Consider the following 23,618-nt stretch of genomic DNA (forward strand, 5'->3'; position numbering starts at 1 on the left):
CCCGGAGTTCAGGCCGTACGCGGCGGCAGCGGCGGGCGGCGCAGGTCCGGCCGGGGGGTGTCGGCGGACGGCGGCTCGGCGGCGGGGGCGTCCTCCAGCAGCTCCAGGGCCAGCTGGACGGCGGCGACCAGCTCCGGGTGGCGCCCCCGGGCCCAGTCGCGCGGGGTGCGCAGCACGTGCACGTCCGGTTCGACACCCCGGTTCTCCACCGTCCAGCCGAGCCCGCCGCCGAACCAGGAGGCGTTCTTCGGCACCGAGATCTGGGTGCCGTCGCCGAGGGTGTGCCGCCCGCTCATCCCGACCACCCCGCCCCAGGTGCGGGCGCCGATCACCGGGCCGAGCCCGAGCAGCTTGATCGCCGCGATGATCACGTCGCCGTCGGAGCTGGTGGCCTCGTCGGCCAGCGCCACCAGCGGTCCGCGCGGTGCGTGCCGGGGCCAGCGGACCGGGCGGCGGTCCCGGGTGAAGTCCCAGGCCAGGACGTGCCGGGAGAGTTTCTCCAGGACGAGTTCGGAGACGTTGCCGCCGGCGTTGCCGCGGACGTCCAGGACCAGCGCGGGCTTGTCCAGTTCGCGCCGCAGGTCCCGGTTGAACTGCGCCCAGCCGGAGCCGCCGAGGTCCGGGATGTGCAGGTAGCCGCACCGCCCGTCGCTGAACTCGCGGACCAGGGAACGCCGTTTGGCCACCCAGTCCTGGTAGCGGATGGGCCGCTCGTCGACCAGCGGGGTGATCACGATCCGCCGCACCGGGCCGTCCGGGGCGCCGCGCAGGGCCAGTTCGAGCGTCGTGCCGCCGGTGCCGGCCAGCAGCGGCAGCGGTCCGCGCAGCGGGTCCACCGGGCGGCCGCCGACCTCCAGGAACTCGTCGCCGTCCCGCACGCCCTGGGCGGCGAGCGGGGCGCGGGCGCGCGGGTCGGAGGTCTCGCCGGGCAGCACCCGGTCGACCAGCCAGCGGCCGTCGGGGGAGCGGTGGGCGTTGGCGCCGAGCAGGCCGAGCGGCTGCTGGGCGAGCACCGGGCCCTCGGCGCGCCGGGAGGGGGTGACGTAGGCGTGCGAGGTGCCGAGTTCGCCGAGGAGTTCGCGCAGCAGGTCGGCGAAGTCGTCGGGGGAGCAGACCCGGTCCAGCAGCGGCTCGTACTGGGCGACCAGTGCGGGCCAGTCCAGGCCGGACATCCGCTCGTCCCAGAACTGGTCCCGGACGATCCGGGCCGCCTCGTGGTAGGCCTGGCGCCACTCGGCGGCCGGGTGCACGGTGTGGGTGATCCGGCGCAGGTCGACGGTGGTGCCGGCGGTGGGGGCGGCGACCGGGACCACCCGCAGCGTCCCGGCCGAGTAGACCGCGATCGAGCCGCCGTCCCCGGAGACCGCGTAGCCGTCCAGCTTGTCGACCAGCGTGCTGCGGGTGCCCCGGGCCAGGTCGAAGTGCTCCAGCGAGGGGCGCCCCGAGGTGTCCTCCGGGCTGGCGAAGGTCTGCCCGAGGGTGCCGGAGATCGGCCAGCGCAGCCAGACCAGGCCGCCGCGCACCGCGTCGGTGGCCGAGTACTTGGAGGCGATCACCGGGAACTGGAGCAGCCGCTCGCCGATGCCCTCCGGGTCGACCCGGACGGTGCCGTCGCCGCCTTCGCCGTGCGCGGCGCCGTCCTCGGGCGGGGCGGTGAACGGTGAGGGGGTGTCGGCGGCGAGCGGGACGAGGTACGGGCGGCAGCCGACCGGGAAGGAGAGGTCGCCGGTGTGCACGTCGTGGACCGGGTCGAAGCCGCGCCAGGACAGGAAGGCCAGGTAGCGGCCGTCCCGGGTGAACACCGGCTGCTCGTCCTCGAACCGGCCGTCGGTGACGTCGGTGGTCGCCGCGGACGCGTCGGCGCGGGTGAGCCGGATGCGGCGCAGCGAGCGCCCGGCGACCGGCTCGGACCAGGCGGTCCAGTGCGAGTCGGGGGAGAAGCGGGCGCCGGTGACCGGCCCGTAGCCGGAGGCGGCCAGTTCGCGCACCCCGCCGTCGGCGGCGGAGACCAGCAGCAGCCGCCCGTCCGAGGTGGTGGCGGCGAGCCGGCTGCCGTCGGGGGAGGCGGTGAGCTCCAGGACCCGGCCGATCCGCCCGGCGGCGAGCACCCGGTGGCGGTGCTGCTCCGAGCGGGGGTGCCCCGGCAGCGGCACCACCTCGATCGCGTCGGCGCCCTCGGCGTCGGTGACCCAGGCCGCCTCGCCGGTGTGCCCGAGCAGCACCGGCAGCCGGGTGCGCACCCCGGGGGTGTCGGCGAGCGCCCGGGCCGGGCCGTCCTTGTGGGTGAGCCAGTACTGGCTGCCGCGCACGGTGACCACCCCGGCCCGGCCGGTCTGGTCGCAGGCGAGGTCCTTGACCTGGCCGGCGGCGCTGACCTGGTACGGGCGGCGGCCGGCCCGGGCGCCGCCGAGCGGGACGTGCAGCCGGCGCGGGGCGGGGGCGGCCAGGTCGTCCAGCAGCCAGAGGTCGCCGGCGTGCTGGTAGACGATCCGGGTGCCGTCGGTGGCGGCCTCGCGGGCGTAGTAGGAGGCGTGGTCGGTGTGCCGGCGCAGGTCGGTGCCGTCCGGGCGGCAGGAGTAGACGTTGCCGATGCCCTCGTGGTCGGAGAGGAAGGCGATCCGGTCGCCGAGCGGGCCGCCGACCGGCATCGGTGCGGCGAGGTGCCCGGTGTGCCCGGGCAGGATCCGGTCGCCGTCCACCCAGAGCCGGCCGGTGGCGCCGCCCCGGTAGCGCTTCCAGGCGGCCGGCCCGTGCGGGGCGGCGCCGGTGAGCAGCACGGTCCGCTCGCGGCTCATCTGGGCGTCGCCGACCGGCCCCCAGGGCATCCGGCGGCCGGGGGAGCCGTCCGGCGGCAGGGCGTGTGCCCAGGTGTAGTGGCCGAAGGGCTCGTGGTAGGAGGTGACGGCCAGCACCTCGCCGTCCGGCAGCCAGCCGCGCACCCGGGTGTCCTGACTGCCCCAGAAGCTGAGCCGGTCCGCCGGGCCGCCCTCGACCGGGGCGGTCCACACCTCGGGGGTCAGGGCGAGCCAGCTGGTCCAGGCGAGGGTGGTGCCGTCGGGGGAGAAGCGGGGGTGGCTGACCCGGGTGCGGTCGCAGCCGACCCGCCAGGCCCGGCCGGTGCCGCCGCCGTCGGCGTCCAGCGGGGCGATCCAGACGTCGTCCTCGGCGGTGAAGGTGAGCAGGCCGCCGTGCAGGTGGGGGTGGCGGAGGTAGCCGGGCGGGGTCACGCCTCCATCCTTCGACGGGGTGTCACCTCCGGCAACCGGAGGCAACCGGGGGTGGCCGGGGGCGGCCGGGGGCCGGTGGGCCGGGGCCGTCCGAACCGGTCTGGACCATTGACACCTCCCGGCCGGATCCACTTCAGTGGTCTAGTCCAACTTGGGTGCCAGGCCGGGCCGTTCCCCCCACTGGCCCGTGCTCCGGCGTGCCCTCGGACGTCCCCCACGACCGCGCCATCGCAGGAGCACCCGCATGCGCAGAACCCTTCCCGGACAACGCCGTGCCACCATCGCGGCCGGCACCGCCTCCGCCGTCGCCGCGGCCACGCTGGTCGGCGTCACACTCGGCCTGGCGCCCACCGCCTCGGCCGGCGAGTTCCTGGTTAACGGCGGCTTCGAGTCCGGCTCACTCGGCCCCTGGAGCTGCTCCGGCAACTCCGGCGGCGTCGTCACCAGCCCGGTGCACGGCGGCAGTCGCGCGCTCGCCGCGGCCGCCACGGCCGGCGACACCGCCCAGTGCGGCCAGACCGTCACCGTCGCCCCGAACACCACCTACACGCTCAGCGCCTACGTCAACGGCTCGTACGTCTACCTGGGCGTGGACGGCGGCGGCCCGAGCACCTGGACCCCGGGCACCGGCGGCTCGTACCAGAAGCTCAGCCTCAGCTTCACCACCGGCGCCACCCAGACCAGCGCCACCGTCTACACCCACGGCTGGTACGGCCAGGGCACCTACTACGCGGACGACATCTCGCTGGACGGGCCGGGCGCGCCCAGCCCGACGCCCACGCCGACGCCCACCGGGACGGCCTCGCCGACCGCCTCGCCGACCGCGACCCCGACGGGCACACCGACCGGGACGCCCACCGGCACCCCGACCGGCACGCCCACGGGCACCCCCACGGGGACGCCCACCAGCCCGCCCGCCGGCAGCCACGCCCTGGTCGGCTACCTGCACGCGAGCTTCGCCAACGGCGCCGGCTACACCCGGATGGCCGACGTCCCGAACTCCTGGGACTTCATCAACCTGTCCTTCGGCGAGCCCACCTCCGTCACCTCAGGCGACATCCGCTTCAACCGCTGCCCGGCCACCGAGTGCCCGACCGTCGAGTCGGACGACGAGTTCAAGGCCGCCATCGCCGCCAAGCGGGCCCAGGGCAAGAAGGTGCTGATCTCGATCGGCGGCCAGAACGGCCAGGTCCAGCTGACCAGCACCGCCGCCCGGGACACCTTCGTCAGCTCGGTCTCGGCGATCATCGACAAGTGGGGCCTGGACGGCCTGGACATCGACTTCGAGGGCCACTCGCTCTCCCTCAACACCGGTGACACCGACTTCAGGAACCCGACCAGCCCGGTCATCGTCAACCTGATCTCCGCGGTGAAGACCCTCAAGGCCAAGTACGGCCCGGGCTTCGTGCTGACCATGGCGCCGGAGACCTTCTTCGTCCAACTCGGCTACCAGTACTACGGATCCGGCCCCTGGGGCGGCCAGGACCCGCGCGCCGGGGCGTACCTGCCGGTCATCCACGCGCTGCGCGACGACCTCACCCTGCTGCACGTCCAGGACTACAACTCCGGCTCCATCATGGGCCTGGACAACCAGTACCACTCGATGGGCGGCGCCGACTTCCACGTCGCGATGACCGACATGCTGCTCAAGGGCTTCCCGGTGGCGGGCAACGCGAACAACGTGTTCCCGGCGCTGCCCGCCTCCAAGGTCGCCATCGGCATGCCGGCCACCACCAACGCGGGCAACGGCTACGTCGCCCCGGCCGAGGTGAACAAGGCGCTCGACTGCCTCACCAAGCTGGCCAACTGCGGGACCTACGTGCCGCGTTCGGGCGCGCAGCCGAACCTGCGCGGGCTGATGACCTGGTCGATCAACTGGGACCGGTTCGGCGGCCAGGAGTTCTCCAAGAACTTCAACGGCTACTTCGGCCGCTGAGCAGCCGAGTCCCGGGCCGGCTGATCCGCTGACCCGGCCGCCCGCGGGACCGTGCTTGAACCTGACACCGGTGTGAGGTCCAAGCATGGTCCCCATGGCGACCACACAGCTCACCACCCCGGTACCCCCCAAGCCCTTCCCGCTCCCCGCCCTGCTCGCCCTGGCCACCGCCGTCTTCGTCACCGGCCTCACCGAGAACCTGCCCGCCGGGGTGCTGCCCGGGATGAGCGAGGCACTCGGGGTCAGCGAGTCCGCGGCCGGGCAGACCGTCACCGTCTACGCGATCGGCTCCGCCGTCACCGCGATCCCGCTCAGCGCGGCCACCGCCGGCTGGGGCCGCAAGCGGCTGCTGCTCACCGCGATGGCGGGCTTCGCGGTGGCCAACACCGTCACCGCGGTCTCCACCAACTACCCGCTCACGCTCGCCGCCCGCTTCCTCGCGGGCGTCGCGGCCGGCCTCGCCTGGGCCCTGCTGGCGGGGTACGCGCGCCGGCTGGTGCCGGTCGACCAGCAGGGCCGGGCCATGGCGGTGGCGATGGCGGGTGTGCCGGTCGCGCTGTCGCTGGGAGTGCCGGTCGGCACCTTCCTCGGGCAGGTGCTCGCCTGGTGGGTGCCCTTCCTGGCCATGACGGCACTGGCGGTCGCCGTGATCGGCTGGATCGCGGCGCTGCTGCCGGACCAGCCCGGGCAGCCGGCCGGTGCTCACCGTGACGGTGCTCTGGGTGCTCGCGCACACCATCCTGTTCACCTACATCGCGCCCTTCCTGGACCGGGCCGGCCTCGGCGGCGCCACCGGCACCGTGCTGCTGGTCTTCGGGCTGGCCTCGCTGGCGAGCGTCTGGCTGGTCGGCGCCCACATCCACCGCCAGCTGCGGCAGCTGACGATCGGCGGCGCGCTGCTGGTCGCCGTGACCGCGGCCGTCCTCGCGGTGGCGTCCGGCAGCACGCCGCTGGTGTACGCCGCGGCGCTGTTCTGGGGCCTCGGCTGGGGCGGCGCCCCGACCCTGCTCCAGACCGCCCTCGGCGACGCGGGCGGGGAGCGGGCGGACGCCGCCCAGGCCGTCCTGGTGACCCTGTGGAACGCCGCGATGGCGGGCGGCGGCGTGCTCGGCGGCCTGGTCCTGAGCGGCCTGGGCACCGGCGCCCTGCCCTGGACGGTGCTCGCGCTGATGCTCCCCGTCCTCGCGGTGGCCACCGCCGCCCGCCGGCACGCCTTCCCGTCGGTCCGGGGTTAGCGCCGCATCAGCCGGTTCACCTCCTCGACCACCTCGGGGGACGCCTTCGCGAGCGCGCCGGAGTCGTACGGCGGCTGGGGGTCGTACTCGATCAGCAGCTGGATCGCCTGGGCGACGGTGTCCCCGGCGATCCGGCCGGCCAGCGTCAGCGCGAGGTCGATCCCGGCCGAGACCCCGGCGGCGATGGCGTACTTGCCGTCGATGACGACCCGCTCCGTCCCGGTCGGCTCCGCCCCGTACCCGGGCAGCCGGTCGAGGACGCCCCAGTGGGAGGTGGCCCGGCGGCCCTCCAGCAGCCCGGCGGCGCCCAGGATCAGCGAGCCGGAGCAGACCGAGGTGGTCCAGGTGGTGGTCGCGTCGATCCGGCGCACCCAGTCGAGCACGGCCCGGTCCTTCAGCTGGGCCTCCGTCCCGGGCCCGCCGGGCACCAGCAGCAGGTCGGCCGAGTCGACCTCGTCCAGGGCGGCGTCCGCGGTGAGCGCCAGGCTGTGCACGTCGTTGCGGACCGGCCCCCGTTCGGCGGCGGCGAACACCACCTCGGCGCCGGGGAGCCGGGACAGCACCTCGTACGGGCCGACCGCGTCCAGGGTGGTGAACTCGGGGTAGAGCAGGATGGCGATGCGCATCAGTGACCTCCAGTGGGTTCGGGTCGGAAGCGGCGTCGGTACTCGGCGGGCGGGGCGGCCAGGGCCCGGACGAAGGCGCGCCGCATCGCCTCCGGGGTGCCGTAGCCGCAGGAGCGCGCGATCTCCTCGATGCCGTGGTCGGTGTCCTCCAGCAGCCGCCGGGCGGCCTCCAGCCGGACCCCGTCCACGTACCGGCCCGGGGTCACCCCCACCTCGGCGGCGAAGGCCCGGGCGAAGTGTCGCGGCGACAGCGCCGACCGGTCGGCCAGCGCCTCGACCGAGAGGTCGGCCTCCGGGTGCTCGGCGATCCACCGCTGCACCTCGCGCAGCGGCTGCCGGGCCGCCACCTGGGCGGCCAGCTGGGTGCTGAACTGGGCCTGGTTGCCCGGCCGGCGCAGGAAGACCACCAGGTGGCGGGCGACCAGCAGGGCCGTCTCGCGTCCGAGGTCCTCCTCGACCAGGGCCAGCGCCAGGTCGATCCCGGCGGTGACCCCGGCCGAGGTGGCGATCCGGCCGTCCCGGACGTGGATCGGGTCCGGGTCCACCTCGACGTCCGGGAACCGCCGGGCCAGCTCCTCGCCGTAGGCCCAGTGGGTGGTCGCCCGGCGCCCGGCCAGCAGCCCGGCCTCGGCGAGCAGGAAGGCCCCGGTGCACACCGACACCACCCGCTCGGCCGCTCCGGCCAGCTCCCGGATCCGCTCCACCAGGGCCGGGTCCGGGCGCCCGGTGTCCATCCCGCCGGGAACCAGCAGGGTGTCCACCGGCCCGACCCCGGCCAGGTCCGCGTCCGGCAGCAGCCGCAGTCCGCTGTGGCTGCGCACCGGCCCGCCGCCGGGGGAGGCGGTGGTGACCCGGTAGGCCGCGGGCTGCCCGGCGGCCCGGCCCGCCCCCGCGAACACCTCCAGGGGGCCGGTCACATCGAGGCTCTGCACGCCCTCGAAGAGGACGATGACCACGCTGTGCGCTCTCATACGGCCAGCCTCCCAACGGGGAGCGGTGGCAGCAATGACCTGCTTCCCACCTTTCCTGCCATCCGGCGCGTGCGGGAGCGGGGGCGGGGGCGCGTGCGGCGGCGCGGGAGCGGAGGGGCGCGTGGGCGGACGGCGGGACCCGTACGGGCGTACGGCGGAAACCGCGCGGGCGTACGCCGAAACGCGGGAAGGCCCCTCGCTCTCGCGAAGGGCCTTCCCGCTGTCTGTGCGCCGCCAGGGACTCGAACCCCGGACCCGCTGATTAAGAGTCAGCTGCTCTAACCAACTGAGCTAGCGGCGCCTGCTGACGTGGAGAACATTACCTGGTCAGCGGCTGAAACTCACAATCGGCCCGGGGCGGGGAGCCCGGCACGCTCACATGGTCAGCACCACCTTGCCCCGGACGTGCCCGGAGCCGACCAGCCGGTGGGCCTGGGCGACCCGCTCGATCGGGAACGACTCCTCGACCTCCAGCCGCAGTGCGCCGGCCTCCCAGAGCTTCACCAGCTCGGCCAGCCGCCCGGCCGTCCGCTCGCCCCGCAGCGCCCGGACGCCCAGCCGCTCGGCGCCCGGGTAGTCGACCACGGTGCCGATCCGGTCCCGGTCGGCGACCAGTTCGACAGAGGCCTCCAGGGCGCCCCGCCCGGCGGCGTCGAAGGCCGCGGTCACCCCCTGCGGCGCCGCCGCCCGGACCCGCTCCACCAGCCCCTCGCCGTACGCGACCGGTACCGCGCCCAGCTCCCGCAGGTACGCGTGGTTGCGCTCGCTCGCGGTGCCGACCACGGTGGCGCCCCAGGCCCGGGCCAGCTGGACGGCGACCGTGCCGACCCCGCCCGCGGCGCCGTGCACCAGCACGGTGTCGCCCGGGCCGACGCCCAGCTCGGTGAGCGCCAGGTGCGCGGTCTGGCCGGAGGCGGAGAGCGAGCCGGCCTGCTCCCAGGGCATCCCGGCGGGCTTGGCGACCAGCCGGCCGGCGTCGACCGCGACCCGGTCGGCCTGGCAGCCCAGCACCCGGAAGCCCAGCACCTCGTCCCCGACCCGCCAGTCGCCGGCGTCCGGTCCGAGGGCGTCGACCACCCCGGCGAACTCGTTGCCGAGGACGAACGGCGGCTCGACCGCCAGGCCCGGCGGACGGAACCCCTCCCGGATCGCGAGGTCCACCGGCTGCACCCCGGCCGTGTACACCCGTACCCGTACCTCGCCCGGCCCGGGCTCCGGGTCGGGCACCTCGGTGACCCGTAGGACCTCAGGACCGCCGCTCCCCGTCACGGTGACCGCTTTCATGCCTTTTCCCGCCCCTTCTCGATCCTTCTCGAACCTTCGTGAGCCTTCTTGATCCATCCGTTGTCGACGATCCTCGGGCCTGAAGTGCGCTTGAGGTCAAGCTTTTGTTCAGCGTGTCGACACTGATGGGCGCATTGTCAGATTTATCCTGGACGGCGCTCAGCCGTCCGTCGTCGAGAGGAACCTCCCCGTGGGCCAGCTGCCCCTGTTCTTCCTGGTGCTGCTCGCCTCCGTGGTGACCATGCCGCTCGGTCGGAAGACCGGAGTGCCACAACCGGTGCTGATGACCCTGCTCGGCATCGTCATGGCGCTCGTCCCGCAGATCCCGGACGTCAGCATCGAACCCGAGCTGATCCTCCCGCTGGTCCTGCCGCCGCTGATCTTCGCGGTGGCCCGGCGCTCCTCGGTGCGCTACTTCAAGGCCAACGCCCGTTCGATCCTGCTGCTGGCGATCGGCCTGGTGGTGGTCACCACGGTCGCCGTGGCCGGTGCCGTGCACTGGCTGCTGCCCGCCCTGCCGCTGGCCGCCGCCATCGCGGTCGGCGCGCTGGTCTCCCCGCCCGACCCGGTCGCCGCCGTCGCGGTGGCCGGCAGCGTGGGGCTGCCCCGCCGCCTGGTGGCGATCCTGGAGAGCGAGGGGCTGTTCAACGACGTCACCGCGATCGTCATCTACTCGCTGTCCATCGAGGCCATGGTCAGCGGCGACTTCTCGGGCGGCGACGCGGTGCTGCGCTTCGTGCTGTCCGCGGTGCTGGCCGTGGTGGTCGGCGTCGCGCTCGGCTGGGTCAACACCAAGCTCGCCGAGCGCCTGGACGACCCGACCCAGCAGGTCGCGCTCAACCTGCTGGTGCCCTTCGCCGCCTACACCCTGGCCGAGGAGATCCACGGCTCCGGCGTGCTCGCCGTCGTGGTCTGCGCGCTCTACCTCGCCGAGCGGGCCTCCGACGCGGACGCCGTCGCCTACCGGCTGGTCGGCAACGCCTTCTGGGAGGTGGTCGAGATCCTGATCACCGGCGTCGCCTTCGGACTGATCGGCCTGGAGCTGGCCACCGTGCTCAAGGAGGCCGGCCGCGGCTGGACCGGCTTCATCGGCGACGCCGCCGTGGTCATCGCGGTGGTCGTGGCGGTCCGGCTGCTCTGGCTGCTGCCGGCCGGCTGGCTGTCGAAGCGGCTGCGCTCCGGCGACGAGGAGGACACGCCGTTCAGCTGGAAGGAGAGCGTGATCCTCTGGTGGTCCGGCATGCGCGGCGTGGCCACCGTCGCCCTGGCGCTCGCCATCCCGCTCACCCTGCACTCCGGCGAGGACTTCCCCGAGCGCGGCCGGCTGGTCTTCATCGCCTTCAGCGTGGTGCTCTTCACCCTGTTGGTGCAGGGCCTCACCCTGCCCTGGCTGGCCAAGCGGTTCGAGCTGGACATCGACCAGGACAAGCACGAGCAGGCGGTGCGCCAGCTCTGGTGGCGGGCCGCCAAGGCCGGGCTCAACCGGCTCGGCGAACTGGAGGAGCAGGACCGGCTGCCCGCCGAGGTCGCCGACCGCCTGCGGGACCGTCAGCACGACCGGCTGGCCCGGCTCTGCCCGGAGAACTACGCCGAGGAGGAGGCCGCCGAGGCCAAGCTGCGGATGGCCCAGTGGCGGGCCGCCCGGGACGTCGAGCAGGAGATGATCGCCGCCTCCCGCCGCGAGATGCTCGCCGCCCGCAGCGAGCCCGGCGCCGATCCGGAGCTGGTCGACGAGGTGCTGCGCGGACTCGACCTGCGCTCCGAACGGAAGTGACGGGGCGGCAGCCGGGGCCGGGCGGAATGCGCACGACCGGCCCCGGGGTTGCATAGGCTGAACCCGGGCAGGCCGTCAACGGAGTCGGCGCACCACCAGTACCCGCACGACCTCGGCGAACCCTCACGCCTGGCCCTGCCGGTTTCTGCACCCAGATGAATCGAGGACCCACCGATGTCGGAGACCCGCGCCGACGCCCGCACCCCGCTCGACCGCACCCCGCAGTGGGCCGCCCTGGCCAAGCACCGGACCGAACTGGGCGCCACCCACCTGCGCGAGCTGTTCGCCGCCGACCCGGAGCGCGGCCGCCGCTACACGCTCCAGGTCGGCGACCTGCACGTGGACTACGCCAAGCACCTGGTCACCGACGAGACGCTGGGGCTGCTGCGCGAGCTGGCCGCCGCCACCGGTGTCGCCGAGCTGCGGGACGCGATGTTCCGCGGTGAGAAGATCAACAACACCGAGCACCGGGCGGTCCTGCACACGGCGCTGCGCGCCCCGCGCGGCGCCGTGGTCGAGGTCGACGGCGAGAACGTGGTGCCCGCGGTGCACGCCGTCCTCGACAAGATGGCCGCCTTCGCCGACCGGGTCCGCAGCGGCGAGTGGAAGGGCCACACCGGCAAGCCGATCCGCACCGTCGTCAACATCGGCATCGGCGGCTCCGACCTCGGCCCGGCGATGGCCTACGAGGTGCTCCGCTCGTACAGCAAGCGCGACCTCGACGTCCGCTTCGTCTCCAACGTGGACGGCGCCGACCTGCACGAGGCGGTCCGCGACCTCGACCCGGCCGAGACGCTGTTCATCGTCGCCTCGAAGACCTTCACCACCATCGAGACCATCACCAACGCGGTCTCCGCCCGGGACTGGCTGCTCGGCGGCCTGGGCGCCGGCACCGAGGCGGTGGCCAAGCACTTCGTCGCGCTGTCCACCAACGCCCGGGGCGTGCAGGACTTCGGCATCGACACGGCCAACATGTTCGAGTTCTGGGACTGGGTGGGCGGCCGCTACTCCTACGACTCGGCGATCGGCCTCTCGCTGATGACCGCCATCGGCCCGGACGCCTTCCGCGAGATGCTGGACGGCTTCCACCTGGTCGACGAGCACTTCCGCACCGCCCCGCCGGAGCAGAACGTCCCGCTGCTGCTCGGCCTGCTCGGCGTCTGGTACGGCGCGTTCTTCGACGCCCAGGCGCACGCGGTGCTGCCCTACTCGCACTACCTGTCCAAGTTCACCGCCTACCTCCAGCAGCTGGACATGGAGTCCAACGGCAAGTCGGTGACCCGCGACGGCACCCCGGTGGACTGGCAGACCGGCCCGGTGGTCTGGGGCACCCCCGGCACCAACGGCCAGCACGCCTACTACCAGCTGCTGCACCAGGGCACCAAGGTCATCCCGGCCGACTTCATCGGCTTCGCCAAGCCGGTCGCCGACCTGCCCGCAGGCCTGGTCGCCCAGCACGACCTGCTGCTGGCCAACTTCTTCGCCCAGACCCAGGCGCTGGCCTTCGGCAAGACCCCGGAGGAGGTCGCGGCCGAGGGCGTGCCCGCCGAGCTCGTCCCGCACAAGACCTTCCAGGGCAACCACCCGACCACCACCCTCCTGGCCGGCGAGCTCACCCCCTCGGTGCTCGGCCAGCTGGTCGCCCTCTACGAGCACAAGGTGTTCGTCCAGGGCGCGATCTGGAACATCGACTCCTTCGACCAGTGGGGCGTCGAGCTGGGCAAGGTGCTCGCCAAGCGGATCGAGCCGGTGCTGCTCACCGGCGAGGGCACCGAGCAGCTGGACAGCTCCACCGCCGAGCTGGTCGCCCGCTACCGCGCGCTGCGCGGCCGCTGAGCCCGCGTCGTCCCGGGCCGTCCGCTCCGGCGGGCGGCCCGGGACGCTCCTCCGGCCGTGGAAACCCGGGACGCCGGAACGCCGGAACGCCGAAACGCCGAAACGCCGAAACGCCGAAACGCCGAAACGCCGGAAGGCCCTTCGCTCTCGCGAAGGGCCTTCCGGCTGTCTGTGCGCCGCCAGGGACTCGAACCCCGGACCCGCTGATTAAGAGTCAGCTGCTCTAACCAACTGAGCTAGCGGCGCCTGCTGACAGAGAAGACTCTAGCAGCGCCGTGCGGCCGAGCCAAAATCGAATAACGGCCGCCCCGCGTTCACCCCCCGGTCACGACGGCCGCCCCGGCGGGAACCGGCGCGCCCGGCTCGCGCGCCGCCCGGACGCAGGCCCACAGCACCACCGCGGCGCCGGGCAGCCGGGGGTCGCGCCGCTCCGGCGCGACGATCCACCGGCCGGCGCCCTGCCCGGGGGAGTCCGGGCTGTTCACCATCCGCTGCAGGGGCGGCACGGTCACCGCGTCCCCCTTGCCGTGGCACAGCAGCGGCGGCACGTCCCGGGCCCACTCCTCCCAGGCCAGCAGCCGGCGCAGCCGGGGCGCCGCGCCCGGCTGGACGAACAGCAGCAGCCGCCCCCGGTGGACGGCCACCGGCCCGCAGCCCGGCCCGGACGCCCACAGCTCGTCCAGCACCCGGCGGCCGAACAGCGCCGGCATGCTGATCACGTCGAAGGCGCGCCCGCAGGGCAGTACCGAGGGCGCCCAGGGGCGGCTCTCCCACAGGGCGCGCATGCTGCGCGGGTACTCGCTGGCGGAAGCGAGCCAGGCCTCCCCGGCCGCGCCGACGCACTCCACCGACGGGTGCATCACCGACGGGTACGACACCGACTGCTGCGTCACCGATTGCTGCGTCCAGATCTCCACGGAGAGCAGCCTGTGCGGCGCACGCCCCCGGTGCGACGGAAAGCGCGGTTCGCCGGACAGCGCGGCGGGGGACGGCGTACCCTTCCCCGCCGCGCATATGCCAGGGGCCCGTGTCGGCCGCGGGCGCTCAGTCCTCGTGCCGGCGCGGCTGGAGCAGGGTGCGGCCGTACTCGATCATCTTCGCGGCGTAGTCCGGGGTCCAGTCCGCCCGCCGGGCGACCTCGGCGTCGGACAGCGCGTCGAACCGGCGCGGGTCGGCGAGCTGCGCGGCGGCGACCGCCTGGAAGTCCGTGGCCCGCTCGGCGGCGGCCCGGAAGGCCAGGGCCAGCTCCGTGGAGCGGCGCAGCAGCTCCGCCGGGTCCTCGATCGACTCCAGGTCGAAGAATCGTTCCGGCTCGGGTTCGGCGGACTGCGGCTCGAACAGCAGCTGTACCGGACGCAGGCGCCTGGTGGGCTCGGACGACTCTGGGGAGTCGGGCATGGACGGACACCTCCGGGTTTCGGGTGGGGGTGGGGGAAATCTGCTCCGGGCTGCGCCGCCCGGTCGTGGCCGCCGTCCATTGTCTCGCGGCGGGGGCCCGTAGCGGAACGGTGCGCACGCGAGCGCTATTCCCCGGCGCACGCCGGGCGCGCGACTCGTGCGCCGCGCTTCCGGATCGCATGCGAACCGGTTGTCCGGGTGCGCCCGGTGCACCCGGTGCGCCCGGGCTGCCCGACGAAGCCGAGGCAGCCGACGAAGCCGACGAAGCCGACGAACCGGAGAGAACCCCCATGCGTGTGAGAAGAGGCCTGACGGCCCTCGCCCTGTCCGTCCTGTCCCTGCTGGGCGCCCTGCTCGCGGTCGCCGCCTCCGTCGCCCCGCCCGCCGCGGCCGCCGAGACGGCGCTGGTGGTCACCGGGGAGCCGAGCGCCCCCGGCGGCGCCTCGACGGCGACCTGCCCGGCCGGCACCCACCTGACCGGCGGCGGCTACCGGCTCCAGCCGGACGCGGACGGTCCGGTGCGCGCCGACGGCCCCACCGCCGACGCGCGCGGCTGGAGCGCGCAGGCGGAGCGGGGGTCGGTGGTGGCCTACGCCGTCTGCGAGACCGAGGACTGACCCCGGCGGCCGGCCGGACGGGCCTCAGCGCAGGTGGACCCGGTGGCGGCTCAGGTGCTCCAGCACCTGGTGGTTGGCCTCCCAGCCGTCCGGAAAGGCCACCGGGACGCCCAGCTGCACCGGCTCGGTCGCGGGGTGCTCGTCCAGCAGCTCGGCGATCCCGGCCCGGGCCACCACGATGCAGGCGTGCCGGTGCCGGGAGGCGAGCACGCAGAGCCGGCCGGTCTCCAGGTGGAAGGCGGTCGCGTCGGGGCGCCCAGAGAGCGGGTGCAGCACCACGGTGACGTCGTACTCGCGGCCCTGCAGGCGGTTGGCGGTGTCCACCGTGACGGCCGGACCGGCCGCGCCGTCCACTGGCACGCCCGCCTTGAGCAGGGCCGCGCGCACGGCCGCCGCCTGGTCCCGGTGGGCGGTGCCGACGGCGACCCGGTCCGCGGTGAGCGGGGCCTCGCCCTGCTCGGAGTGGGCGGTCAGGCCCCGCTCCAGCAGCCGGCGGACGGTGGCCGCGACGGCCGCCACGGCCTGCGGGTCGGTCCGTACGGTGTGCCGGGCGGGCAGTTCCAGCAGGGCCCAGCCGTGCTCGGCGGCCCGGTCGATCACCGCGTCCAGCGCCGAGCCGTCCGGGCGGACGGCGGCCGTCAGCCGGCGGTCGTCCGGGCCGGTGCCGGAGCGGAACGGCGTGTACGGGTAGAAGGCCCGCGAGATCAGCGGCGCGGCGCTGGCGGGCAGCCGCCAGGAGACCGGCAGCCGGTGCGGCTCGATCTCCGGGTTGTGCGCCAGCATGGTGACCACCGCGCTGCCGGACGGGTCGTACGACAGCCCGGCCCACTGCTCGGTGCCGACCACGGTGAACGGGTCCAGCTGGCCCGGGTCGCCGACGAACAGCGCCCGCTCGAACAGCCGGGCCACCGCGAGCAGGGCGTCCGAGCGCATCTGGTACGCCTCGTCGACGATCGCGTGCCGCCAGGGCGCCTCCGTCCGCACCCACTGCCACTTGGCCGAGGTGGAGATCACCACGTCGTGCTCGACCAGGTCGGCGACCTTGTCGGAGGGCGTGACGTTGGCGTGCTTCAGCACCTCCGGGCCGGGCCGGGAGTCCGCGGCGTGCAGCCGGCCGATCGTCAACTCCGGCGCCTTCTCGGCCAGTCGGCCCACCAGGTCGTCCACCTGGCCGTTGGTCTGGGCGACGATCATCAGCCGCTCGCCGGCGCCGACCAGCTCGCGGGCGGCCCGCACCACGAGCGTCGACTTCCCGGCGCCGGGCGGGGAGTCCACCACCACGCCGCGCGGGGCGCCGGCCGGCGGACGGACGGTGGCCGCCAGGATCCGGGCCACCGCGGCGTCGGCGGCCGCGCCCGGGGCCTGCTCGGGGATCGAGGCGGTCATCACTCCCACTCCTCGGAGACGGACGGGGCGGGTACGGGCGCGGCGCCGGGCGGGCCGCCGTGGGTCCAGGGGGTGTCGTCCGGCTCGGGCAGCGGCGCGGACTGGCGCACCGTCAGCTCGAACAGGGTGAAGGTGACCGGCTCGCCGGGCTCGGGCAGGCTGCCCGGCTCCGGCTCCTTCCTGCGGCCCATGCCGGAGAGCACCCGCAGGGTGAGGGTGCCCTCGGCGGTGTCCACCGCGACGATCTCGGCCTTCTGCGGGCTCGGGCCGTGCACCCGGTGCACCTCCCGGCCGAGGTCCGCGTGCGGGCGGTCGGCGGTGCGCAGGGTGACCAGCGGGCGCGGCTTGGGGGAGCGGCCGGTGGTGTCCCAGTCCGGCACCACCTCCGTCACCACGCCGCTGAACGCCTCGCCGGACAGCCGGTGCTCGGCCATCGCCAGCGGGTCGTCCAGCGCCTCCTGGACGTCCAGGCGGGCCTGCTCGCGCTCGCGCTGGGCGAGCTTGCGGGCGGCGGTGACGGCGTCGTCCTGCCGGGGCTGCGGCGGCTCGCCGGCCGCCAGCCGGTCCCGGTGGCCGGTGTAGGACCAGCGGTCGCCCGTCCAGCGCTCCGCCAGGTGACCGGCCGGCGGCAGGGCGCGCAGCAGGTCCAGGCCCTGCCAGACGTCCCGCCAGGTGGGCAGCAGGACCGACGCCAGCGCCTCCTCCAGCGCCGTCACCGCCGCCCGCACGGCCGTCCGGGCGCGCGCGGCGGCGGCCTCGTCGCGCTGCTCGGCGCTGTGCTGCAGGGCGCCCACGGCGGAGTCGTAGCGGGTGATCGCCGGGGCCAGCACGAACTCGTCGAAGCGCGGGTCGGTGGCCGGGCCGGCCGGCGGGTGCAGCAGCTGTCCCCGGTCGTCCCGGGCGGACTCGGCCAGCTCGGCCGCCCGCCCGCCGGTCAGGCCGTCCGGCGGGCGGTGCCAGGCGAGCCGGGCCGCCAGGTGCTGGTCCTCCAGGTGGCTCTGGCCGGTCGCCCAGTGCCGGGCCAGCAGGCCGGTCATCGGCAGCAGCAGCGAGGAGCCGGGCACCTGGGCGCGGTCGGTGAGGTGGGTCAGCCAGCGGCCGAGCAGCGGCACCCGGACCGGCGCCGGGTACGGGCCCGGCTCCTCGTCCTCGGCGGTGCGGCGGAAGCGGGTCGAGCGGCCGATCAGGGCCAGGTGGTGCACGCCCGCGCCGTTCGGCACCACCAGCTGCGGGGCGTCCGCGCACAGCTCGCGGAACACCTGGGTCTTCTCGCCGGTCTCCGGGTCCTTCTCGGAGCCCTCGATCTGCTCGACGTCCTCGGCGAAGGACTCCAGGTAGGGCAGCAGGTCGGCGGCCAGCTCGGCCAGGAAGTCGAACCGCAGGGTGCGGTTGAGCGGCTGCGGCACCAGGTGCAGCCGGGGCGCGTCCCGGTCGGTGCCGAGCATCACCGCGAGCGGCGCGCCGGACTCGCCGGCGGCCGTCAGCGGGACCAGCACCATCGGGCGGTCGGACAGGTGCCGGTGCCGGACGGTGGCCAGCGGCTCGGCCCGGCCGCTGCGGACGGCCTCCAGCCGGGCGAGGGTGGTGAGCAGACTCATGCGCGAGCCCCTTGGTTTTCCGCCCCCATGGCGCCGGCGCCCAGGGCTTCGGCGCGCAGGGCGGCCGCGTAGGCCAGGCGCTCGGCGGCGTCGTCCGCGCCGTCCAGGTCCTCGCTCTTGGTGCCGGCGGCGGCCAGCGCCTCGGCGACCGTACGGATGCTGCCCAGCTCGCCGCGCACGCCCCGGCCGAGCTGCTCGACCCGGTCGTCGCAGCGGGCCCGGGCGCGGCAGTGGAAGCCGAGTTCGCAGGTGGAGAGGCAGTCCGGGCTGTACGCGGCGGGCACCGCCTCGACCGAGGCGGCCAGCTGTTCGGTGGTCCGGGCCGGCGCGCCGTCCTCGTCGGCGGCCAGGTCGAAGTCGGCGTCCGCCGGCAGCGCCGCCAGCAGCCGGCCGATGCCGGTCATCCGGCCCAGCTGGCGGCGGGTGGTGGCCAGTTCGCGGCGGACGTCCACGGCGACCGCGGTCGGCCGGTTGCCGAAGTCCTTCGGGCAGACCAGCAGCACGCTGGTGCGCGGGCTGCCCGGCAGCCGCTGCTCGGTGTACGGGTCCTCGGCGAGCGGCTGCCCGGCCGCCGCGGCGGCGAGCCGCTGGAGCGCCAGCACGTACACGGCGGCCTGCCGGGCGGCGGCGCCGACCTTGGCCGGGTCCGCGCCGCCGTCCAGCACCGGGAAGGACTTGATCTCGACCACGGTGCACCGCCCGCCGTGCACCACCAGCGCGTCCGGCTCCAGGTAGGCGGTGCTGCCGGCCACCCCCAGGCGCAGCATCGGGTGGTCCAGCAGTGTCCAGGCCTCCGGGTCGGCGGCGGCCAGGGCCAGCGCCTCGGCCGTCCGGTCGGCGCGCACGGCCGGGCCCGAGCGGTGCAGCAGGTCCGGCACCAGGAGCGGGGCGTGGCCGTCCGCCGGGAGGCCCAGGTGGTGGCGGAGCGGCTCCAGCAGCGGGGCGTAGCCGTCGGCCTTCAGCCGGGACTCGAAGATCACGCCGCGGGCGATGGCGAAGGGGGACTGGCCGAAGGGGGCCGGGCGGCCGAGCCGGGCCGCCAGCACCGACTTGTCCACCCCGGCCGCGTCGAGCACGGCGCGGCGGTGGCAGCCCGGGTTGGCGGCCAGCGCGGCGAGGGAGCGGGCGTTCAGACTGCGCTGCGGGGCCGGTCCGCGCAGCTCCGCGAGCCGCTGGGCGAGCGGCTCAGCGGGCCCGCGCGGCGGGACGTTCGTCGAGACGTTCATGGTGCGGCCCAGTGTCGCATCCGGGTCCGACAACGCGGTGCGGACCGGCCGTTGGAGAGGCGGTCCGCGGCCGGAACCGGACGTCCGCCGCCCCCGGTCCGCGGCCGGAACCGGACACCTGCCGCCCCCGGTCCCGCGGCCGCCGGGACGGGCCCCTCGATCGTGGTCGCCGCCCGGGTGGGGGATCATGGAGCCCGGTGCTCAATGGTGAGACCGACCGACCGTTGCCACCGCCCCGTCGCTAGGAGTCCCCATGCCCGCCCGCATCGTGCTGGTCCGCCACGGCGAGACCGAGTGGTCCGCCACCGGCCGCCACACCGGCCGCACCGACATCCCGCTGACCGAGGAGGGCCGGGCGATGGCCCGGGCCCTCGGCGCCCGCCTCGCCAAGGCCCCCTGGAACGGGCTGCCGGACGCGCTCGTCTACACCAGCCCGCTCGGCCGGGCCAAGGAGACCTGCGAGCTGGCCGGCTTCGGCGACCGCGCGGTGGAGCGTCCGGAGCTGATGGAGTGGGACTACGGCCGGTACGAGGGCCGCACCGGCGCGGACATCCGCTCCAGTGACCAGCCCGGCTGGCTGATCTGGCGCGACGGGGTGCCCGGCGGCGAGAAGCTCTCCGAGGTGGCCGCCCGGGTGGACGCCTTCCTGGCCGGCCTCAACGAGGAGCACGGCGTCCCCGCCCCGGACACCACCGTGATGCACTGCGCCGACCGGGACGTGATCCTGTTCGCCCACGGCCACCTGCTGCGCATCCTCACCGCCCGCTGGCTGGGCCTGCCGCCCGAGTACGCCCAGCGGTTCAAGCTCGGTACGGCCGCGCTGTGCGTGCTGTCCTGGGAGTACGGCGCCCCGGCGGTGGAGGTCTGGAACGACCTGTCCCACCTGGAGGGCCTGGCCGCCGGGCACTGAGCCGGCTGTGCCGGGCGGCTCCGGGACCCGTCGAGGCTAGGCCGGGCGGCGGGGCTCAGGCGGCCGCCGCCCGGTCGTAGTCGGTCAGGAACCGGCGCACCTCGGGCACCGCGACGTGCGGGCGCAGCCGCCCGGCGGTGTCCGCGAGCATGCTCCGGATCCGGGCCGAGCGGACGGCGCCGAACAGCGCGACGGCGGCCGAGCCGTGGTGCGCCGCCCCCGCCAGGTCCCCGCGACCGAGCCGGTCGTGGGCCAGCTCGGCGGTGTACAGCACCCGGTTGCGGACGAAGTGCGGCTTCTGGAGCGCTATCGCCAGCCCGGCCTGCTCGCTGGCGCGGTCCCAGTCGCCGAGCGCCGACCAGCACTGCGACTGGAGGCCGGCGATCTCGGCCTCGCCGAAGAAGGACATCCACTCCGGGTCCCGCCCGCCGGGGCCCCGGTCGAACAGGGCGTACGCCCGGCCGAGCGCGCGCTCGCAGGAGACGCGGTCCTGGAGCAGCGCCCAGGCGCCGGCCTCGCGCATGGCCAGCAGGGCGAGCAGCCGCTCGGAGCCCAGGCCCCGGGCGGCGACCTGCCCGGCCTGGGCGGCGCGCAGCGCCTCGCGCGGGCGGCCGGCGTCCCGGGCCAGGAAGGCGCTGTTGCAGAAGACGTGCGCCTCCAGGGCGGAGTCCCCGGCCATCCGGGCGGTGGCGAGCGCCTCGGAGTAGAACGAGCGGGCGTCCGCGAGCCGGTTCGAGTCGTGGGCCAACCAGCCGACGGAGATGGCGAGTTCGCCCGCCCCGGTCTGCAGTCGGCGTTCCGTCTCCGGGCTGTACTCGCACTCGTTGAGCAGCACGTACGCGTTGCGCAGCGACCGCCCGGCGAGCTCGTACAGGGCGTCGGCGCCGTGCGCGTCGTCGGCCAGCCGGATCTCCCGGACGGCCTGTTCCACGCCGAGCACCTCGGCGGCGCCGACCCGGCGCAGCGGCCCCACCGGCCCGGGCCGGCCGGGCACCAGCGGTTCGCCGCCGAGCAGCGACGGCGCGGTGAACTCCGCACCGGGGAAGGCGCCTTGGCCGGCGAGCGCACCGGGGGCGCCGTCGGCGCCGGCCTGCCGGCCGGCCGCCGAGGCCGGTCGGTCGATGCCGATCACGGAGGCCAGCGCGGTGGTGCCGCCGGCCAGGAACGTACGGCGACGCACGTCGTCGTTCTCCTCGTCGAGATTGGGCGATCCATCGGGCCCCCTGGGCACCGTCCCGCGGCTCGGCCACGGGGGCCCGTCCGGTGCGGCTGGATCCGTGTACGGCGAGGCAGCGTACGGGAGTTGAGTGGAGAGAGGTGAGCGCGGGGCGGGCGGGGGCGGGAACGTCGGGTGGAGCGGAGGGGGTTCGTTCCACCCGACGGACCGGTCCGCCGGGCGGCGGCGGACGGAGGTCCGGGGGGCGAAGCCGAGGTCGGTGAGCGCGCGGTCCGGCCACATGTGCCGGAACACCCGCTCGTAGGCGTAGTTGGGGCAGCGGATCTCACCGGACTCGACCCGCCCGACGTACCGGGCGTCGCAGGACACGTGCTCGCCGATCTCGCGGGCGGCCCTGCGGACGGCCGTGGCGAACTCGCCGGGAGAGCGGTCGCCGCGCAGTGCGCGCATCACGGCGTTGGGGGACGGACGGTTCGGCTCGGCCGGTGGGGTGGCTGCCATGGCGCCGAGAGTACTCGGAGTCACCGAGCGGACACATTCGGTTGGTGGGACATATCGTGTCAATCCCGGGTAAAAAGGGCGATGTTGCGGGGTATCCGCCATGAAATGCCATGCCTTGCTGTAATGCGCCCCGTGGCCTGCGCCACGACCCCCGCGTTGTCCTGGTACGAGGAAGAAGCCCACGCCGTCGCCCGGCCCGTCCCAGCCGGGTGGCCCCTCCCAACGGCTGTGCTTCCGGACCCGACGAGGTACAGGAGAGCCCATGATGGCCACCGGACTGCCGCAGTACCGACCCGTCCCCGGGGGAGTGCTCGCCGGCGCGGCCCCCGCCCTGCTCCCCGAACCCGCCGACGACCGGCTCTCCGGCCGGGGACCGGTCGAAGGCGGCCGCCTCCCCCGCGGCGGCCACCGGCGCGAGCGCACCGTCCCCGAGGAGGGAGCCGTCGTCAGCGCCTGCGACACCGTGACCGTCGCCCTGCGGCACGGCCTGGAGGCCGTCGACATCCTGAGACTGCGCCGCGCCTGCGGAGTCGTCCTGCAGAGCCGCAACGGCAGCACCGTCTCCTTCCTCGTCCCGGCCGGCACCTGGGAGACCTGGCACCTGCCCGGCAGCTCCTGTACCGCGGGCGCCCTGCTGCCCGCCGCCACCGACCCGCGCTGGGTGATCCCGCCCTCCGGCACCGGCCGCACCGCCCGCCCCACCGACGCCTGGGTCCTCCGATCCGCCCTCTGCGAGGCCGCCTGCACACTCACCGCGGGCGGCCTCGGCCCGTTCTAGCGGGCGTGCCGCGCGGACCCCGCCGGGCCAGTCGACCTCCGGCCGGGCCCCCGTGGCACGCCCCTGACCAGCGGACGTCCCCCGGCGGCGGCGATAATGGCCGCCATGGGACGAAGCAGCAGAGCCGCACGCGGACCGGAACCCGAGGCCACCACCGGACCGGGCGGACGCACCCACGCCCAGGGCCCGCTCAGCCGCCCCGTCGGCTCCGGCCTCGCCGAGCTGCGCCCCGACCGCGACCGCCCCGCCGCCTGGTCGCTGCTGATCGACGGCGCCCCGCAGTCCCTCGTCGACCTCGCCGACCCCACCCGCCTCGGCTTTGAGTACCAGCGCCGGCTCGGCCACCTGATCGACCTGGTCGCCCCGCCCGGCCGCCCGCTCACCGTCCTGCACCTCGGCGGCGGCGCCCTCACCCTCGCCCGCTACACCGCCGCGACCCGGCCGCGCTCCCGCCAGCAGGTCGCCGAGATCGACACCGCGCTCACCGAACTCGTCCGCGCCGAACTCCCCCTGGAACGCGGCTGGCAGATCAAGGTGCGCGGTGCGGACGCCCGCGGCGTGCTGGAACGCACCCCCGAGGACAGCGTCGACCTGGTGATCACCGACGTCTTCTCCGGGGCCCGCACCCCGGCCCACTGCACCACCGTCGAGTTCACCACCCTCGCCGCCCGCGCCCTCGCCCCCGGCGGCTGGTACGCCGCCAACATCGCCGACGGCGGCGCCCTGCCCTTCGCCCGCTCCCAGGTCGCCACCCTCGCCGCGGTCTTCCCCGAGCTCTGCCTGATCGCCGACCCCGCCGTGCTGCGCGGCAAGCGCTTCGGCAACCTCGTCCTGGCCGCCGCCCACACCCCGCTGCCGATCGCCGAACTCACCCGCCGCGCCGCCTCCGACCCCGCCCACGCCCGGGTCGAACACGGCCGCGCCCTCACCGACTTCGCGGCCGGCGCCGTCCCGGCGACGGACGCCACGGCGGCCCCGTCCCCGGAACCGCCGCCGGGGGTGTTCCGCTGACGGGCCGCTCGTCGGCGTAGGGGCCCGGCGGTCCTGCGGGTGCTTCTCCGCACCGCTTCTCCGCGCCTGCTCCGCCGGCCGTAAAACCGTTTGCCGACGACCGAGTCGCGGCCGACAATGGCGCTGC

Annotated in this window: 17 protein-coding genes, 2 tRNA genes and 1 pseudogene; 8 read left to right on the forward strand and 12 right to left on the reverse strand. The window is 75.3% G+C overall.

Annotation, left to right across the window (positions count from 1 at the left end; genetic code table 11):
* Positions 1-8: 8 nt before the first annotated feature.
* On the reverse strand, positions 9-3,227 hold the full coding sequence (locus tag ACLWS4_RS32155; RefSeq protein WP_416875983.1) for a S41 family peptidase: 3,219 nt from the start codon (positions 3,225-3,227) through the stop codon (positions 9-11).
* A 244-nt stretch (positions 3,228-3,471) separates the two neighbouring features.
* On the opposite strand from ACLWS4_RS32155, the gene ACLWS4_RS32160 reads away from it, so the two are divergent.
* A complete protein-coding gene (locus tag ACLWS4_RS32160; RefSeq protein ID WP_416875984.1) occupies positions 3,472-5,163 on the forward strand; it encodes a chitinase in 1,692 nt (563 codons plus the stop codon).
* A gap of 94 nt (positions 5,164-5,257) precedes the next feature.
* Positions 5,258-6,398, forward strand: a pseudogene (locus ACLWS4_RS32165) (MFS transporter).
* Here the strand turns inward: ACLWS4_RS32165 and ACLWS4_RS32170 are convergent.
* The 4 genes from ACLWS4_RS32170 to ACLWS4_RS32185 form a co-directional block, all read right to left on the reverse strand.
* Complete coding sequence (locus ACLWS4_RS32170) at positions 6,395-7,024, reverse strand: DJ-1/PfpI family protein (protein WP_416875985.1); 630 nt, start codon at positions 7,022-7,024, stop codon at positions 6,395-6,397. The pseudogene ACLWS4_RS32165 and the gene ACLWS4_RS32170 overlap by 4 nt on opposite strands.
* Positions 7,024-7,995, reverse strand: coding sequence for a GlxA family transcriptional regulator (locus tag ACLWS4_RS32175; RefSeq protein WP_049651944.1), 972 nt, complete (start codon positions 7,993-7,995; stop codon positions 7,024-7,026). The genes ACLWS4_RS32170 and ACLWS4_RS32175 overlap by 1 nt, the downstream gene beginning before the upstream one ends.
* A gap of 227 nt (positions 7,996-8,222) precedes the next feature.
* Positions 8,223-8,296, reverse strand: a tRNA-Lys gene (locus ACLWS4_RS32180).
* A 74-nt stretch (positions 8,297-8,370) separates the two neighbouring features.
* Positions 8,371-9,279: an NADP-dependent oxidoreductase gene (locus ACLWS4_RS32185; protein WP_416875986.1), complete on the reverse strand. Its 909-nt coding sequence runs from the start codon at positions 9,277-9,279 to the stop codon at positions 8,371-8,373.
* Positions 9,280-9,469: 190 nt separating this feature from the next.
* On the opposite strand from ACLWS4_RS32185, the gene ACLWS4_RS32190 reads away from it, so the two are divergent.
* The gene (locus ACLWS4_RS32190; RefSeq protein ID WP_074005109.1) at positions 9,470-11,053 is read left to right on the forward strand and encodes a Na+/H+ antiporter; all 1,584 of its coding nucleotides are present in this window, start codon (positions 9,470-9,472) and stop codon (positions 11,051-11,053) included.
* Positions 11,054-11,227: 174 nt separating this feature from the next.
* The gene (pgi, locus tag ACLWS4_RS32195) at positions 11,228-12,889 is read left to right on the forward strand and encodes a glucose-6-phosphate isomerase (RefSeq protein WP_074005110.1); all 1,662 of its coding nucleotides are present in this window, start codon (positions 11,228-11,230) and stop codon (positions 12,887-12,889) included.
* A 172-nt stretch (positions 12,890-13,061) separates the two neighbouring features.
* Here pgi and ACLWS4_RS32200 read toward each other — a convergent pair.
* The 3 genes from ACLWS4_RS32200 to ACLWS4_RS32210 all read right to left on the reverse strand — a co-directional run bounded on the left by ACLWS4_RS32200 (position 13,062) and on the right by ACLWS4_RS32210 (position 14,287).
* Positions 13,062-13,135: transfer RNA gene (locus ACLWS4_RS32200), tRNA-Lys, on the reverse strand.
* A 68-nt stretch (positions 13,136-13,203) separates the two neighbouring features.
* Positions 13,204-13,749, reverse strand: a complete 546-nt coding sequence (locus tag ACLWS4_RS32205) for a bifunctional DNA primase/polymerase (protein WP_049651953.1) — start codon at positions 13,747-13,749, stop codon at positions 13,204-13,206.
* Between the two features lie 184 nt (positions 13,750-13,933).
* The gene (locus ACLWS4_RS32210; protein ID WP_074005111.1) at positions 13,934-14,287 is read right to left on the reverse strand and encodes a hypothetical protein; all 354 of its coding nucleotides are present in this window, start codon (positions 14,285-14,287) and stop codon (positions 13,934-13,936) included.
* 290 nt (positions 14,288-14,577) lie between these two features.
* Here ACLWS4_RS32210 and ACLWS4_RS32215 point away from each other — a divergent pair, with 290 nt between their 5' ends.
* Positions 14,578-14,904 (forward strand): hypothetical protein, encoded by a 327-nt coding sequence (locus tag ACLWS4_RS32215; protein WP_049651948.1) that lies wholly within the window; start codon positions 14,578-14,580, stop codon positions 14,902-14,904.
* A 24-nt stretch (positions 14,905-14,928) separates the two neighbouring features.
* Here ACLWS4_RS32215 and ACLWS4_RS32220 read toward each other — a convergent pair whose 3' ends face one another.
* Genes ACLWS4_RS32220 through ACLWS4_RS32230 form a run of 3 tightly spaced genes read right to left on the reverse strand, consistent with a single transcriptional unit; the run spans position 14,929 to position 19,114 of the window.
* Positions 14,929-16,290 (reverse strand): AAA family ATPase, encoded by a 1,362-nt coding sequence (locus ACLWS4_RS32220; protein ID WP_375877328.1) that lies wholly within the window; start codon positions 16,288-16,290, stop codon positions 14,929-14,931.
* Positions 16,290-17,888 (reverse strand): hypothetical protein, encoded by a 1,599-nt coding sequence (locus ACLWS4_RS32225; protein WP_416875987.1) that lies wholly within the window; start codon positions 17,886-17,888, stop codon positions 16,290-16,292. Before ACLWS4_RS32225 ends, ACLWS4_RS32220 begins: the two co-directional genes overlap by 1 nt.
* Complete coding sequence (locus ACLWS4_RS32230; protein WP_416875988.1) at positions 17,885-19,114, reverse strand: hypothetical protein; 1,230 nt, start codon at positions 19,112-19,114, stop codon at positions 17,885-17,887. Before ACLWS4_RS32230 ends, ACLWS4_RS32225 begins: the two co-directional genes overlap by 4 nt.
* Before the next feature lie 253 nt (positions 19,115-19,367).
* Here ACLWS4_RS32230 and ACLWS4_RS32235 point away from each other — a divergent pair, with 253 nt between their 5' ends.
* On the forward strand, positions 19,368-20,024 hold the full coding sequence (locus ACLWS4_RS32235) for a histidine phosphatase family protein (RefSeq protein WP_074005115.1): 657 nt from the start codon (positions 19,368-19,370) through the stop codon (positions 20,022-20,024).
* Positions 20,025-20,079: 55 nt separating this feature from the next.
* Here ACLWS4_RS32235 and ACLWS4_RS32240 read toward each other — a convergent pair whose 3' ends face one another.
* On the reverse strand, positions 20,080-21,702 hold the full coding sequence (locus ACLWS4_RS32240; RefSeq protein ID WP_375877331.1) for a tetratricopeptide repeat protein: 1,623 nt from the start codon (positions 21,700-21,702) through the stop codon (positions 20,080-20,082).
* Between the two features lie 262 nt (positions 21,703-21,964).
* Here ACLWS4_RS32240 and ACLWS4_RS32245 point away from each other — a divergent pair, with 262 nt between their 5' ends.
* Both ACLWS4_RS32245 and ACLWS4_RS32250 read left to right on the forward strand, forming a co-directional pair.
* Positions 21,965-22,480: a hypothetical protein gene (locus ACLWS4_RS32245; protein WP_310593138.1), complete on the forward strand. Its 516-nt coding sequence runs from the start codon at positions 21,965-21,967 to the stop codon at positions 22,478-22,480.
* Between the two features lie 105 nt (positions 22,481-22,585).
* Positions 22,586-23,491 carry a spermidine synthase gene (locus tag ACLWS4_RS32250; RefSeq protein WP_049657326.1) on the forward strand — a complete coding sequence of 302 codons (906 nt, stop codon included), beginning with the start codon at positions 22,586-22,588 and terminating at the stop codon, positions 23,489-23,491.
* The last annotated feature ends 127 nt before the right edge of the window (positions 23,492-23,618 follow it).

Origin of the sequence: Kitasatospora sp. SC0581 (assembly GCF_048159585.1) — a bacterium.
GTDB lineage: Bacteria > Actinomycetota > Actinomycetes > Streptomycetales > Streptomycetaceae > Kitasatospora.